Here is a 13798-nt window from a genome sequence, read left to right on the forward strand (position 1 = left end):
GGTCGTCAGGCCGCGTCGGCCTGATCGACGACCCACCGTGCGGCATCCGTGAGCTCGGCGTGGTCGAAGGAGAAGCCGGCGCCGGTGAGCACGGTGGGCAGCACGTGCGCCGACGCGAGGATCTCGCTGGCCATCTCGCCGAGCACGAGCCGCAGGGCCAGCTCCGGCGCGGGCACGAATGCGGGCCGACCCAGCTGGCCCGCCAGCGCGCGGGTCACCTCGATCTGGGTCGCCGGGTGCGGCCCGGTGAGGTTGGCCGGACCGGTGAGCTCGGGGTGCTCCAGGAGGAATATGAGGGATCGCACGTGGTCGTGCAGCGTGATCCACGCCCAGACGGCGTCACCCCCGGCCAACGGGCCGGCCAGGCCCAGCCGGGCGAGCGGCAGCAGCCGCCCGAGGGCGCCACCACCGGGGGCGAGGACGATCCCCGTGCGCACGTGGGCGACGGAGGTCCCCGCTTCCTCAGCAGGGGCGGTGCTCTGCTCCCACTCCTGGCACAGCCGGGCCAGGAAGCCCTCTCCCGGCGCGCTCTCCTCGGTGAGGATCTCGTCACCGCGGTCGCCGTAGTAGCCGATGGCCGACCCGGACACCAGTCGCGGGGCGTCCTCGCCCAGCGCCGCGAGGGCCCGGGCGATCGTGCCGGTGCCGTCCAGCCGCGACGACACCAGCTCCTGCTTGCGACTGGCGGTCCACCGCTTGTCGCCGATCCCGGCACCGGCCAGGTGCACGACACCGTCGACGTCGGCGAGCACGTCAGGGTCGAGGTCGTCGACCGGTGACCAGCGCACCTCCGTCACGCCGTCCGGAAGCTCTCCGGTATGCCGCGGGGCGCGGCGCACCAGGTGGGTCACCTGGTCGCCGCGCCCGCGCAGCGCCTCGGAGAGGGCGGAGCCGATCAACCCGCTCGCGCCGGTGATAGCGACCCGGCGGGGGCCGGTGGGGTCGTCGTGTCCGCTCATCGTCCTCAGACCTCGAAGTTGCCGTCCTCGAGCCGCTGCTTCATCGTCGCGAGGAAGCGCGCGGCGTCGGCACCGTCGACGACCCGGTGGTCGTAGCTGATCGCCAGGTAGACCATGTCGCGGATCGCGATGGTCTCCATCCCGTCCTCGTCGGCCACGACGACCGGTCGCTTGACGACCGCGCCGGTGCCGAGGATGCCCACGTTGGGCTGGTTGATGATCGGCGTGTCGAAGAGCGCTCCGCGCGACCCCGTGTTGGTCAGCGTGAAGGTGCCGCCCGACAGCTCGTCCGGAGTCACCTTGTTGTCGCGGGTCCGTGCCGCCAGGTCGGCGATCTTGCGGGCCAGCCCGGCGATGTTGAGGTCCCCGGCGTCCTTGATGACGGGCACCAGCAGACCGCGCGGGGTGTCGACGGCGACGCCCAGGTGCTCGGCCGCGTGGTAGACGATCGTGTCGTCCTCGACGCTGGCGTTGACGATCGGGTGCTCCTTGAGCGCCTCGATCGCCGCCATCGCGAAGAACGGCATGAACGACAGCTTGGTGCCCTCACGCTGCAGGAACTCGTCCTTGACCCGCTTGCGCAGCCGGGAGATCTTGGTGACGTCGACCTCGATGACGGTCGTGAGCTGAGCGCTGGTCTGCAGCGACTCGACCATCCGCGTCGCGATGACCTTGCGCAACCGCGACATCTTCTCGGTCGTGCCGCGCTTGGCCTCGCTCTCGGCGCTCGCGCCGGAGGCGGGCGCCCCGCCACCGGACTCCGCAGGCGCGGAGGCGGGCTCGTCGGCCGGCTGCGCCGGGGTGTCATCCGCCTCGGCGGCCTTCGCGGCGTCGAGGACGTCCTGCTTGCGGATGCGGCCGCCGACCCCGGTGCCCTCGAGCGAGGCGAGGTCGACGCCGTGCTGCGCCGCGAGCTTGCGGACCAGAGGGGTGACGTAGGCGCTGACGTCCTGCCCGGAGGGCGCGCTCGACTGCGGCTGCTGCTGGGCGTCGGGCGTGCCGTCACCATCGGCGTCCTTGTGCGAGGTGGTGCCCTTCTCGGCCCCGGTGCCCACACCGACGGCCACGCCCTGGTCGTCGGCCTCGTCGCCCGAGGCGCCCGAGCCCTTCTCCGCCGACTCCTGCTCGGCCTGCTCCCGCTTGCGCTGCTCGTCGCCGAGGTCCTCGTCGTCCGCCGTGTCGGCCTCGCCACTCGAGGCAGCCTCGTCCGAGGAGTCCGACTCTGCGGAGTCCTGCGACTCCTCGGCCTGGGGCCGGTCGGCGGACCCGCCGCCGGAGCCCCCGTCCCCGCTGCCGCCGATGACGGCCAGCTCGCCGCCGACCTCGACGGTCTCGTCCTCGCCCGCGATGATCTTGGTGAGCACGCCAGCGGCCGGGGAGGGGATCTCGGTGTCGACCTTGTCGGTCGAGACCTCGAGCAGCGGCTCGTCGACCTCGACCTCATCGCCCTCGGACTTCAGCCACCGGGTCACGGTGCCCTCCGTGACCGACTCGCCCAGCGCCGGCATCGTCACGGTCTCCCCGTCGCCGGATCCGCCACCCGACGATTCGCCCGAGCTCTGCCCGCTGTCGGAGTCAGCGGACGAGCTCTCGTCGCCGGAGGACTGCGCCGCCTCGCTCTCCTCGGAGTCGTCCTCGGAGTCGTCGGAGCCCGCGTCATCGCCCCCGGACTCCTCGGCCCCGTCCTGCGCCGGCTCCTCATCACCCGAGCTCTCCTCGGAGCCGCCCCCGTCACCGTCGCCGATGACGCACAGGTCGGCACCCACCTCGACGGTCTCGTCCTCCTCGGCGAGGATCTCCTGGAGCGTGCCCGCCACCGGGGAGGGGATCTCGGTGTCGACCTTGTCCGTCGACACCTCGAGCAGCGGCTCGTCGACCTCGACGCTGTCGCCGACGCTCTTCAACCACTGGGTGACGGTTCCTTCGGTGACGGACTCACCGAGGGCGGGCATCGATACGCGTTCCGACATGTCTGTGACTCTCCTCGTCCGGGGCTTTGCAGTCTACGGGTGATCCTGCCGCTGGGTCAGGCGTGGTGCCACCGCGTCCGGCGGGGGCACGGCCGCCCCTCGATCAGCAGCTCGTCCGCTGGTCGTCGGCCATGGTCGTCATCCTGCCACCCGAGCCGAAATGTGGTGGCAGGCGGGCAGCGTGGCGTGTGAGGGTGGGGGCACATGTCCCCGACAGACAAGGAGGTGGCCGATGAACGACAAGCCGGTGTCGGACGACGTCAAGGCCAAGTTCCGTGAGGCGCTGGAGAAGAAGCAGGCCCACGGAGGGACGGACGTCTCGGACCACTCCGAGCACGGCAAGGTCGCGGAGGCCCGCGACGCCAAGACCTCGGGGAGTCAGCAGATGTTCCGCCGCAAGAGCGGCTGACGTCCGCCCGACGGACGGACGCGAGGGGCACTTCCGGCTCGGAGGTGCCCCTCGGCGCGTCTGGGAGGCGGTGGCTCAGGCGTAGGACCGCGCCAGGGCGACCAGGGAGCGGACCCCGGCCCCGGTGCCGCCCTTGGGGTAGTAGCCCCAGGCTGACTTCTCGTTGTAGGCCGGTCCGGCGATGTCCAGGTGGGCCCACGGGATCCGGGCGGCCTCCTCGCCCTCGCCACGGGTGCCCACGAACTCCTGCAGGAAGGTCGCCGCGACCATGGCCCCGGCCGAGCGCTCGCCGGTGTGCTTGAGGTCGGCAACCGGTGTGTCCAGGGTGGGGCGGATCTCCTCCGGCATGGGCAACGCCCAGGCCGTGTCGCCCGCCTCGGTGCCGAGCCGCACCACGGTGTCGCGCAGCTCGTCGTCGTTACCCATGACGCCGATCGTGCGCTCGCCGAGGGCGATGATGCAGGCCCCGGTGAGGGTGGCGACGTCGACGATGACGTCCGGCTGCTGCTCGGTCGCCAGCGCCAGACCGTCTGCCATGACGAGGCGTCCTTCGGCGTCGGTGTTGATGATCTCGACGGTGCGCCCGCCGCGCATCGTGACGACGTCGCCGGGACGCTGCGCCAGGTCCCCGGTCATGTTCTCCGCCAGACAGAGGTATGCCGTCACCTGGACCGGGAGTCCCAGCTCGGCGATGGCGAGGGTCGCCGCGGCGCAGGCCGCGGCACCGCCCATGTCCATCTTCATCGTCACCATCGACGCGCCCGGCTTGAGGCACAGACCGCCGGAGTCGAAGGTGATGCCCTTGCCGACCAGGCCGATGTGGCGCTGGGCGCCCTCGGGGGAGTAGCGCAGCGTGACCAGGCGCGGTCCGCGGCCGGAGCCCTGCCCGACGCCGAGGATCCCGCCGCAGCCCTCGGCAGCCAGCGTCTCCGGGTCCCAGACCTCGACCTCGACGGCGGTCTCGGCGGCCTGCTCGGTCACGGACGCGGCGAAGCTCTCCGGATAGAGCACGTTGGGCGGGGTGTTGACGAGGTCCCGGGCGTAGCAGACAGCCGTGACGAGGGCGTCCACCTCGGCGGCCGCGGCCTCGGCCTCGTCGCCCGCGAGACCGGTGACCGTGACCGACGCCAGGCCGGGCTTGGCGGACTCGGCCTTGCCGACGCCGTGGTGCTCGGCATACGTGTAGGCACCCAGCGCCGCGCCCTCGGCGACGGCGCGCGCCTCGTCGGGCCCGCTCTGACCGAGCGCGAGCACGGCGGAGGAGCGGCCGGCGAGCGAGCGGGCTGCCACCCCCGCAGCGCGGCGCAGCTGCTCCGTGCGCGGTGCCGGCCCGGAGGAGGTCACTCCGACCACGAGCACGAGGGGGGCGCTCACGCCGTCGACCCCGGCGAGCCGGGTGACCTCGTCGGCACCGCCCTCGGCGCCCAGCGCCGCCAGAGCATCGGTGACGGCAGCGGCGGCGGTCTCGTCGAGCCCGTGCCCGTCGAGCAGGTCCGCGCCTCCGCCCTGCTTACGGGCGCCGAGGACCAAGGCGTCCGCCTCGATCCCGCCGGGTGCGGTGTCGGTGAAGGTCACGGTGGTGCGCTGCGGCATGGCACGTCCTTGTCTGCGTCCTCGGGGACAGGTATGGGTCCCGAGACTAGGCCACCGGTCGGGGACTAGGCTGACCGGCCATGAGCGACCCCGCGACGAAGACGTCCCCGCTGCACGACCGGCATGTCGCACTCGGTGCGAAGATGGCCGACTTCAGTGGCTGGTCCATGCCGATCGAGTATCCCGGCGGCGGTGTCGTCGCCGAGCACACCGCCGTCCGCGAACGGGTGGGGGTGTTCGACGTGTCACACCTGGGCAACGCCCTCGTCACCGGCTCCGGAGCCAAGGACTTCCTCAACTCCTGCCTCGCGAACGATCTGAACCGGATCGAGCCGGGCAAGGCGCAGTACACCCTGTGCTGCCGGGAGGACGGCGGGGTCGTCGACGACCTCATCGCCTATCTGCGCAGCGACGACGAGGTCTTCCTCATCCCCAACGCGGCCAACACGGGCGAGGTGGTGCGGCTGCTCCAGGAGGCGGCACCGGAGGGCGTGACGGTCGAGAACCAGCACGAGGACTACGCCATCCTCGCGCTGCAGGGGCCGGCGGTGGACGAGGCGATGCAGACCCTGGGTCTGCCGACGGGTCACGACTACATGAGCTTCGTCGAGGCGGACCGGCAGGGTGTCCCGGTGACGGTCTGCCGCACCGGCTACACCGGCGAGCGCGGCTACGAGCTCGTCTGCCGCAGCGGCGACGTGCCGGCGCTGTGGGACGACATCATCGCGGCCATGGAGCCGCTCGGGGGCCTGCCGTGCGGACTCGGGGCGCGCGACACGCTGCGCACCGAGATGGGCTATGCCCTCCACGGCAACGAGCTCTCCGAGGAGATCACGCCGGTCATGGGGCGCACCGGGTGGGCGGTCGGCTGGGGCAAGGACACCTTCTGGGGCAAGGACGCGCTGGTGGCCCAGAAGGAGGCCAAGGAGTCTCGCCTGTCCCGCGGGCTGCTCGTGACCGGTCGTGGCATCCCACGCGCCGGGTGCCAGGTCCAGGACGTCGAGGGCCAGGGGGTCGGGGTCGTCACCTCCGGGACCTTCAGCCCGACGCTCAAGCAGGGCATCGCCCTGGCGCTCCTGGACCGCGGCATCGACGAGGGCACGCCGCTCGTGGTCGACGTCCGTGGACGCCAGGTCGAGGTGAAGGTCAGCAAGCCGCCCTTCGTGCAGGGCGGCGCCGCCGGCTGATCAGCGGGCGACCAGCGGCGCGTCGGAGAGGTCGATGACCCGGCCGACGATCACGGCGTGCACCCGCTGGCAGGTCGCCGACAACCGCTGGTTGGCGTGAGCGAGGAGCTCGACGACCAGTCGATCCTTCGGTGCCCCCGGGGCGGCGTCCCAGGTGGGCTCCTGGGTGACGATGACGGTGTCGAAGGGAAGCGCCCGGATGGCCACGGTGAGCTCGTCGAGCAGGTCCTCGATGTGGTCCATGGCCCGCTGCGGGTCCTCCCACAGGTCGTTCTCGTCCAGCTGACCCCACAGCCAGTCCGCGACGCTGTCGACCAGTACGGGGTGCCGGGAGCCCAGCAGCGCCTTGGTGAGGTCCCGGCTCTCCACGGTGGTCCAGGACGCGGGGCGGCGGGAGCGATGCCGCTGGATGCGGGCCGTCATGTCGGGGTCGTCGGTGTGCAGCGGTCGGTAGCGCGTGGCGACGAAGGTGACCTGGTCGTGCTCTCGCAGCAGCGACTCCGCGTGCCGCGACTTCCCGCTGCGGGTGCCGCCAAGGACCAGGGTGGAAGTCATCGGGCGCTGGGCTCCTCACGGGTGTGCAACGAAAGAGCCGCCCAGGGTCGGCGGCGCTGCCAGCATACAAGTGTGGGCCGCTCCGGTCGCGTTATGGGCCGGAGCGATCCTGTGGCGGCGGAGAACCGGAGCGCTCCTGGTGCCGCGGGGGGCGCGGGCGCGTCAGCGTCGACCGCTGAGGATGCTCCCGAGGACGTCGGTGAGGATGCTGCCGCTGGAGGAGCGGCCCTGCTGCCCGGTGGCGCCGCCCAGCGCCGAGCCGAGCACGTCCTGGAGCACCGAGGTGAGGTCGGTGCCACCCTGCTGCTGCGGGGCGCGGTCCCGGGCGTCGCTCTCGATCTGCTCGCTGCGCCCCTGGCCCAGGGGGCCGTCGGGCTGGCGCACGCTGTCCTCTCCGCCACGCGTGTCGGGCTGGCGAACACCGCCGGCGCCGCCCCCACCCTGCATCGCCCCACCGACCTGCTTGGCCAGCCAGGACAGCACGATCGGGGCGAGGATCGGCAGCAGCTTGCGCACGATCGACGACGTCTGGGAGCCGCTCATCCCACCGAGCCGGTTGACGACGTCGTCGGTGTTGCCACCGAAGACGTGCCCGACGATCTTCTCGCCGTCCTGCACGTCGATCCGGTCCAGCGTGGCCCCGCCATCGGCCAGACCGTCGTCGTGCCGGCCGAGGGCCTGGAGCAGGGACTGGGCGCCGTCGCGGCTCTCCGCGTTGGCGGTGAGCCCGCCGAGCAGCGCGGGAAGGGTCGCCTCCACGGCCTGACGGGTGGCGGCAGGGTCCTCGCCGATGGACTGCGCGATCTGGTCGGTCGGGATGGCGCGCATCAGCTGGTCGATCATCGGGTGCTCCCTTCGCCCCGGCCCCCGGGTGGAGCCGGTCTCGGGCCCGAGCCTAGGGCACCCGGCCCGGTCCGGCAGGTCAGCGGCGGACGAGCTCGTCGCCGCGGGAGACGGCGGGGCGGGGGATGCGGCTGCCACGCATCTGGAAGGCGCGGAGCACGACATACCAGGCAGATCCCTTGCCCGGCTCCTCGCCGAAGGCCTGCGTGAAGCGGGCCTTGGTGCGGCGCCACAGCAGCCAGCAGTCGATGATGCCGAAGAGCATGAGCGCGTAGGCGACGAGGAAGGTGCCCCCGCGGGCCCACGCGAAGGGCAGCAGGGAGACCGCCAGGACCGCGATCATCGCGGGGAGCAGGATCTCGCCGATGTTCCACCGCCGGTCGACCGCGTCGCGCAGGAAGCGTCGCTCTGGCCCCCGGTCGCGGGCGGGCAGGTAGCGCTCCTCGCCGTTGAGCATGGCCTCGCGGACCTTCGCGCGGTCGGCGCGGACCTTCGCCTTCTGCTCGGCGCTCATCGCCTTCTTGTCGACGACCAGGGGGCGCCGGTTGGCGCGCTCGGCGTCGCGCCGCTTCGGGGTGGGACGTCCCTTGCCGCCGGGGCGGGCAGGGTCGACCGGCTCCTGGGATGTCTCGAGGTTCGCCTCGGTCAGCTCGGTCGACTTCTTCCCGAAAATCACGCGGCTCAGTCTACTCGGAGCCGTGGGTGCGCCCGGTCGCACCGCTGGGTAGCCTTCGCCGGATGGACCACACCACCGGCCGCACCGCCGAGCTCACCGCCCGTGTCCGTGACCTGATGCCCGGGGTCCGCTCCGACCTGGAGGCGCTCACCCGGATCCCGTCGGTGTCCCTCGACTCGTTCGACCAGCGCCACGTGGACGACAGCGCCGCAGTGACCGCCGACCTGCTGCGCGGCGAGGGGCTGCAGGTCGAGATCGTGCGTGAGGGCGGGCGCCCGGCCGTCATCGGCCGCCTCCCGGCGCCCGAGGGAGCACCGACGGTCCTGCTCTATGCCCACCACGACGTGCAGCCGCCCGGGGACGACGCCGACTGGGACACCCCGGTCTTCGAGCCGACCCAGGTGGGGGATCGGCTGTATGCCCGCGGTGTCGCGGACGACAAGGCTGGCGTCATGGCGCACGTGGCGGCGCTGCGGGCGCACGGTGGCCGTCCGCCGGTCGGGGTGACCGTCTTCGTCGAGGGGGAGGAGGAGGTCGGCTCCGACTCGCTGCCGACGATCTTGGACAAGCATGGTGCGGCACTCCGGGCGGACGCGATCGTCCTCGCCGACTCGCACAACTGGAAGATCGGGGTGCCGGCCCTCACGACCACGTTGCGCGGCATGGTGCGCGTGACCGTCGAGGTGCGGGCGCTGGAGCACGGGCTGCACAGCGGGCTCTATGGCGGGGCCGTGCCGGACGGGCTCACCGCGCTGTGCCGCCTCATGGCGACGCTGCACGACGAGGTGGGCGACGTGGCAGTGGCAGGGCTGCGGACCTCCGAGGCGAGTGACCTGCCCTTCACCGAGGAGGAGCTGCGCGCCGACGCCGGCCTCCCCGAGGGGGTGCAGCCGATCGGCAGCGGCTCGCTGCTGTCGCGGATGTGGACGAAGCCGTCGGTCACGGTCATCGGCATCGACGCGCCGTCGGTCGACACCGCGGCCAACCTGCTCACACCGGTGGGGCGGGCGAAGGTCTCCATGCGGATCCACCCCGAGGAGGATCCGGACACGGCATACCAGGCGCTGGAGAGGCACCTGCTCGACCACGCCCCGTGGGGGTGCGCGGTGACGGTGACGCGGGTCGATGACGGGAGGGGCTTCGCCGCGGACGCGGACGGACCGGTGTATGACGTCGCCCGCTCGGCCTTCCGCGACGCCTGGGACGGGGTGGAGGCGGTCGACATCGGAGTCGGGGGTTCGATCCCCTTCGTCGCCGCCTTCGCGGAGCGCTTCCCGGACGCGGCCATCCTGGTGACGGGTGTGGAGGATCCGGACACCCGCGCGCACGCCCCCAACGAGAGCCTGCACCTGGGGGAGTTCGAGCGGGTGTGCGTCGCGGAAGCGCTTCTGCTGGAACGACTGGCCGAATAGGGCCATGATGAGGTCATGACGAATGAAGGTTCAACTAACGGGGCGGACTCGGGGGGCTCGTCGGGATACGTGAGCGACGGGAGCTACGAGCGCAGCGCACGCTACATCCCCGAGCGGATCACCCGCGACGGTCGCGACGGGTTCCCGGTCGAGCCGGGCCGCTACCGGCTAATCGTGTCGCGCGCCTGCCCGTGGGCGCACCGGATGATCTTGACCCGCAAGCTGCTCGGCCTGGAGGACGTCATCTCCATGGGCGTCTGCGGGCCGGTCCACGACGAGGACTCGTGGACCTTCGACCTCGACCCCGGCGGCGTCGACCCGGTGCTCGGCATCCCCAAGCTCAAGGACGCCTATGACGCCCGGCCCGGTGGCTACCCCGAGTCCGGGGTCACCGTGCCCGCCTTCGTCGACACCACGACCGGGCAGGTGGTCACCAACGACTTCCACCAGATGGTCAAGGACCTGGTGACCCAGTGGGGCGAGCACCACCGGGCCGACGCCCCCGACCTGTGGCCCGAGGCGCTGCGCGACGAGATCGAGGAGGTCTCCGACCTCGTCTACGAGGACGTCAACAACGGTGTCTACCGGTGCGGCTTCGCCGGCAGTCAGGAGGCCTACGAGGAGGCCTACGACCAGCTCTTCTCCCGGCTCGACTGGCTCAGCGAGCGGCTCGCCGGCCAGCGCTACCTCGTCGGCGACCAGCTGACGCTCGCCGACGTGCGGCTCTGGCCGACGCTGGCGCGCTTCGACGCGGCCTACCACGGGCACTTCAAGTGCAACCGGAGCAAGCTCACCGAGATGCCGGTGCTCTGGGCCTACGCCCGCGACCTGTGGCAGACCTGGGACTTCGGGTCGACGGTGAACTTCGAGCACGTCAAGGCGCACTACTACGCCACGCATCGGGACATCAATCCCACCGGCGTGGTGCCGAAGGGGCCGGACAGCAGTGGCTGGGACGAGCCGCACGGGCGCGGGTCCTTGGTCTAGTTGTCCCACGAAGTAGGCCCCGACCGGAATCCGGTCGGGGCCCCTTCGGTGGCTGAGGCAACCCCTAGCCACCAACCTCGATGTCGCAGTCGTCGCACGGCGGCAGTTCGAGTTCGAGCGTGCAAATCTGCTCGTCGACGGACTGCAACTCACCAGAACCGTTGTCGTACTGGTAGCTGTAGTCCAAGCACGCAATTCCGTTAGCAGAATTCCCGCTGCCGAGCACGAAGATGTACTTGCAGACTGTGGTGTTAGCCGGAACCGTGACTGTGGGGTAGTACGTCGGAGGAGTGTTGGTGCGGTTTGCGGCACTGATCGAATCGATCGAGACCACGATCTCTTGATCCGAGGTGTTCTGGAAGCAGAAGGTGTAGCGGTACGCCTTCTTGAACTCTCCTGAGTCACAACTGCCTCCGGAGAACTTGCAGGCCTGACCCTCCGCCGGGGGAATAACGGTGATCGGGTTGCACTCGGGTGATGTGTTGTTCGGCGAGCAGACGACATCATCGGCGCGAGCCTGGCTGCCGACAGCCACGACAGGAACGCTCCAGGCGGCTCCCTTGACGATTGTGCGGCGGGACGGGCCGCTGGAGGTGGTGCTCATGAAGTCTCCCCTAAGGATGGTTGATCGTTTGGCGCACACGGAGAAATACGCCAGCACGGGCATGCGGGTTGAACAATACCCACGCGAGGGTGTATGTCAAGCCAGTACGCCACGGTTTCCGCAGGTCGCGGCCGACGGAAACGCGCTCGTCGTACCCCGGCACCACGAGCGATACGATCGACCACCGTGACCGACCAGACCCAGCAGCCCGAGGCCGCCAACGAGACCGCAGGTCAGGACCTCGCCGACTCCACCTCCGACGCTTCCCTGCAGCGCAGCGTCATGCGCTCCGAGCAGATCGCGGCCGACCTCGAGACGAGTCCGAATCGTTATCGCATGCTCACCGGCGACCGGCCCACCGGGCACCTGCACCTCGGTCACTACTTCGGCAGCCTGCGCAACCGGGTCGCCCTGCAGGACAAGGGCGTCGACACCTGGGTGCTCATCGCCGACTACCAGGTCATCACCGACCGCGACACGGTCGACTCGATCCAGGAGCGGGTCTACTCCCTGCTCACCGACTACCTCTCGATCGGCATCGACCCCTCGCGCACCACGATCTTCGCCCACTCCCAGGTGCCGGCGCTTAACCAGCTGCTGCTGCCCTTCCTGTCGCTGGTCACCGACAGCGAGCTCCGGCGCAACCCCACGGTCAAGGCCGAGCAGGACGCCACCGGCGGCCGCCCCATGACCGGCCTCATGCTGACCTACCCGGTGCACCAGGCCGCCGACATCCTCTTCTGCAAGGCCAACGTCGTGCCGGTCGGCAAGGACCAGCTGCCCCACCTGGAGCAGACCCGCGTCGTCGCCCGCCGCTTCGACGAGCGCTACGGCCGGGCCGTTGACGGCAGCCAGCCCGTCTTCCCCGCCCCCGACGCCCTGCTCTCCGAGGTGCCCAACCTCCTCGGCACCGACGGGCAGAAGATGAGCAAGTCGAGGGGTAACGTGATCGAGCTGCGCATGAGTGCCGACGAGACGGCGAAGGCGATCAAGAAGGCGGTGACCGACGCCGACCGGCACATCACCTACGACCCCGTCGGGCGTCCGGAGGTCTCCAACCTCGTCCTGCTCGCCGCGCTCATCACCGGCCGCGACCCGCACGCCATCGCCCAGGAGATCGGTGACGGCGGCTCCGGCACCCTCAAGAAGGTCGTCACCGAGGCCGTCAACGAGCACTTCGCGCCGATCCGGGCCCGCCGCGCCGAGCTGGAGGCCGACCCGGGCGAGCTGCGTCGGGTGCTCACCGCCGGCAACGCGCACGCCAACGAGGTCGCCGACGCGACGCTTTCGGAGGTCCGCGAGGCGATGCAGATGGTCTACGCCTGAGGCCAGGGTCGGTGCCCGGTATGCCGCCCGCTCCCCGCGTCGTCGTCCTCGCCGACGCCTCCGGTGACCGTCTGCCCGTCGCCGCCGCGCGCGAGGTGGTCGACGGCTGGGCCTGCGCCGCACCACACGCCCGCGTCGAGGCGCACGCCTCCCACGACGGTGGCGCCGGCTTCGCGGCCCTGGTGGCCCGCGTCGCCACCGCCGCGGGCGCCCAGGTCGCCAGCCACCCGGTCGTCGTCACCGACCCCGCCGGGCGCGAGGTGCCGGCCGGCATCGTCGCGGTGGAGGGCGGCTGCAGCGACGGTGAGGGCGGCGCTGAGGGCGGCGCGACGGCATACCTCGACAGCGCCGAGGTCGCCGGACGCCACCTGGTCGACGACGCCGCGCTCGCCGATCCCGCCGGGCTGAGCAGCGCCGGCCTGGGAGAGCTGCTCACGCTCGCCCGTGGGCTGGGCGTGCCGCGCATCGTCGTCGGGGTGGGCGACCTGGCCTGCCACGACGCAGGCGTGGGGCTGCTCCGTCACCTCGGCGCGGGGGACGACCTCCGCGACCTGCCCGCCGTCCGGCGCGACTGGTCGACGACCCAGCTCGTCCTCGCCACGACCACCGAGTCCTCCCTCCTGGGTTTCCACGGCGCGAGTGCCACGCTCGCCGAGCACGGCGTCGCCCCGGACGTGACCCAGCGGCTGGAGACCGAGCTGGGCGAGCTGACCGACCGCGTCAACGCCGTGCTCCCGCCGCAGCGCGACCTGCTGACCGGCCTGCCCCGCCGCCCCGAAAGAGTGGCGGGCTCCGGTGCCGGAGGGGGAGTCGGCTACGCCCTGCAGCTCCTGGGCGCCCGCACCGACACCGGCGCCCGGCTTCTGCTCGACGAGCTCGGCGTCCGCCCGCGGCTGGCGGGGGCGCTGGTCGTGCTCGTCACGGACGCCTACGACTACACGACCGTCCACGACGGCGTCGTCGCCGACACCGCCAGGGCGGCGCTGGAGGTCGCGGCCCCCAGCATCGTGCTGGCCCGCGAGGTCTCGGTGGGTCGTCGGGAGGGGATGTCGCTGGGGATCAGCGGCTCCTACGCGCCGCGCGGCGAGGAGGGGCTGCGTGAGTTGGCCGCCCGGGTGGCGCGCACGTGGACCCCGGCTCCGACACCGCCGCCGGCCCCACCGTGGGCACCCCCGGCGTGACGTACCCTGGACCTGTCGGGAACAACCTCGCCACCGGGCGACGTTTCCACCCGTGAGGACCTGCCCGACGACGACTTTTCCCTCCTGAGAGGATTC

The 13798-nt window shown here is 71.6% G+C and carries 13 protein-coding genes; 6 read left to right on the forward strand and 7 right to left on the reverse strand.

The window, feature by feature from the left end:
• Window positions 1-5: 5 nt before the first annotated feature.
• Complete coding sequence (locus AC5PYY_RS10230; protein ID WP_493896709.1) at window positions 6-959, reverse strand: TIGR01777 family oxidoreductase; 954 nt, start codon at window positions 957-959, stop codon at window positions 6-8.
• Window positions 960-964: 5 nt separating this feature from the next.
• Complete coding sequence (gene sucB, locus AC5PYY_RS10235; protein WP_493896710.1) at window positions 965-2929, reverse strand: 2-oxoglutarate dehydrogenase, E2 component, dihydrolipoamide succinyltransferase; 1965 nt, start codon at window positions 2927-2929, stop codon at window positions 965-967.
• A gap of 232 nt (window positions 2930-3161) precedes the next feature.
• Here sucB and AC5PYY_RS10240 point away from each other — a divergent pair, with 232 nt between their 5' ends.
• Window positions 3162-3338: a DUF5302 domain-containing protein gene (locus AC5PYY_RS10240; RefSeq protein WP_493896711.1), complete on the forward strand. Its 177-nt coding sequence runs from the start codon at window positions 3162-3164 to the stop codon at window positions 3336-3338.
• A gap of 75 nt (window positions 3339-3413) precedes the next feature.
• On the opposite strand, the gene AC5PYY_RS10245 is transcribed toward AC5PYY_RS10240, so the two are convergent.
• A complete protein-coding gene (locus AC5PYY_RS10245; protein WP_493896712.1) occupies window positions 3414-4931 on the reverse strand; it encodes a leucyl aminopeptidase in 1518 nt (505 codons plus the stop codon).
• A gap of 80 nt (window positions 4932-5011) precedes the next feature.
• Here AC5PYY_RS10245 and gcvT point away from each other — a divergent pair, with 80 nt between their 5' ends.
• Window positions 5012-6118, forward strand: a complete 1107-nt coding sequence (gcvT, locus tag AC5PYY_RS10250) for a glycine cleavage system aminomethyltransferase GcvT (RefSeq protein ID WP_493896713.1) — start codon at window positions 5012-5014, stop codon at window positions 6116-6118.
• On the opposite strand, the gene AC5PYY_RS10255 is transcribed toward gcvT, so the two are convergent.
• The 3 genes from AC5PYY_RS10255 to AC5PYY_RS10265 form a co-directional block, all read right to left on the reverse strand.
• Complete coding sequence (locus AC5PYY_RS10255; protein ID WP_493896714.1) at window positions 6119-6673, reverse strand: bifunctional adenosylcobinamide kinase/adenosylcobinamide-phosphate guanylyltransferase; 555 nt, start codon at window positions 6671-6673, stop codon at window positions 6119-6121. It lies immediately after the preceding gene.
• Between the two features lie 162 nt (window positions 6674-6835).
• Window positions 6836-7516 carry a DUF937 domain-containing protein gene (locus AC5PYY_RS10260; protein ID WP_493896715.1) on the reverse strand — a complete coding sequence of 227 codons (681 nt, stop codon included), beginning with the start codon at window positions 7514-7516 and terminating at the stop codon, window positions 6836-6838.
• A gap of 79 nt (window positions 7517-7595) precedes the next feature.
• Window positions 7596-8192, reverse strand: a complete 597-nt coding sequence (locus AC5PYY_RS10265) for a DUF3043 domain-containing protein (protein ID WP_493896716.1) — start codon at window positions 8190-8192, stop codon at window positions 7596-7598.
• 62 nt (window positions 8193-8254) lie between these two features.
• Here AC5PYY_RS10265 and AC5PYY_RS10270 point away from each other — a divergent pair, with 62 nt between their 5' ends.
• A complete protein-coding gene (locus tag AC5PYY_RS10270) occupies window positions 8255-9604 on the forward strand; it encodes a dipeptidase (protein WP_493896717.1) in 1350 nt (449 codons plus the stop codon).
• 15 nt (window positions 9605-9619) lie between these two features.
• A complete protein-coding gene (locus tag AC5PYY_RS10275; RefSeq protein ID WP_493896718.1) occupies window positions 9620-10591 on the forward strand; it encodes a glutathione S-transferase family protein in 972 nt (323 codons plus the stop codon).
• Window positions 10592-10655: 64 nt separating this feature from the next.
• Here the strand turns inward: AC5PYY_RS10275 and AC5PYY_RS10280 are convergent, their stop codons facing one another.
• Window positions 10656-11195 carry a hypothetical protein gene (locus tag AC5PYY_RS10280; protein WP_493896719.1) on the reverse strand — a complete coding sequence of 180 codons (540 nt, stop codon included), beginning with the start codon at window positions 11193-11195 and terminating at the stop codon, window positions 10656-10658.
• A gap of 282 nt (window positions 11196-11477) precedes the next feature.
• On the opposite strand from AC5PYY_RS10280, the gene trpS reads away from it, so the two are divergent.
• Entirely contained in the window at window positions 11478-12521 is a 1044-nt protein-coding gene (trpS, locus tag AC5PYY_RS10285; protein WP_493899359.1) for a tryptophan--tRNA ligase, read from the forward strand.
• Between the two features lie 20 nt (window positions 12522-12541).
• Window positions 12542-13702 carry a glycerate kinase gene (locus AC5PYY_RS10290; RefSeq protein ID WP_493896720.1) on the forward strand — a complete coding sequence of 387 codons (1161 nt, stop codon included), beginning with the start codon at window positions 12542-12544 and terminating at the stop codon, window positions 13700-13702.
• Window positions 13703-13798 lie beyond the last annotated feature (96 nt).

The organism is Serinicoccus sp. JS2-9 (genome assembly GCF_059025165.1).

What these genes read in the sequence shown, in the direction of transcription:
- AC5PYY_RS10230 (WP_493896709.1), bottom strand. Translation starts at nt 959, where the DNA reads ATGAGCGGACACGACGACCCCACCGGCCCCCGCCGGGTCGCTATCACC.
- sucB (WP_493896710.1), bottom strand. Translation starts at nt 2,929, where the DNA reads ATGTCGGAACGCGTATCGATGCCCGCCCTCGGTGAGTCCGTCACCGAA.
- AC5PYY_RS10240 (WP_493896711.1), top strand. Translation starts at nt 3,162, where the DNA reads ATGAACGACAAGCCGGTGTCGGACGACGTCAAGGCCAAGTTCCGTGAG.
- AC5PYY_RS10245 (WP_493896712.1), bottom strand. Translation starts at nt 4,931, where the DNA reads ATGCCGCAGCGCACCACCGTGACCTTCACCGACACCGCACCCGGCGGG.
- gcvT (WP_493896713.1), top strand. Translation starts at nt 5,012, where the DNA reads ATGAGCGACCCCGCGACGAAGACGTCCCCGCTGCACGACCGGCATGTC.
- AC5PYY_RS10255 (WP_493896714.1), bottom strand. Translation starts at nt 6,673, where the DNA reads ATGACTTCCACCCTGGTCCTTGGCGGCACCCGCAGCGGGAAGTCGCGG.
- AC5PYY_RS10260 (WP_493896715.1), bottom strand. Translation starts at nt 7,516, where the DNA reads ATGATCGACCAGCTGATGCGCGCCATCCCGACCGACCAGATCGCGCAG.
- AC5PYY_RS10270 (WP_493896717.1), top strand. Translation starts at nt 8,255, where the DNA reads ATGGACCACACCACCGGCCGCACCGCCGAGCTCACCGCCCGTGTCCGT.
- AC5PYY_RS10275 (WP_493896718.1), top strand. Translation starts at nt 9,620, where the DNA reads ATGACGAATGAAGGTTCAACTAACGGGGCGGACTCGGGGGGCTCGTCG.
- AC5PYY_RS10280 (WP_493896719.1), bottom strand. Translation starts at nt 11,195, where the DNA reads ATGAGCACCACCTCCAGCGGCCCGTCCCGCCGCACAATCGTCAAGGGA.
- trpS (WP_493899359.1), top strand. Translation starts at nt 11,478, where the DNA reads ATGCGCTCCGAGCAGATCGCGGCCGACCTCGAGACGAGTCCGAATCGT.
- AC5PYY_RS10290 (WP_493896720.1), top strand. Translation starts at nt 12,542, where the DNA reads ATGCCGCCCGCTCCCCGCGTCGTCGTCCTCGCCGACGCCTCCGGTGAC.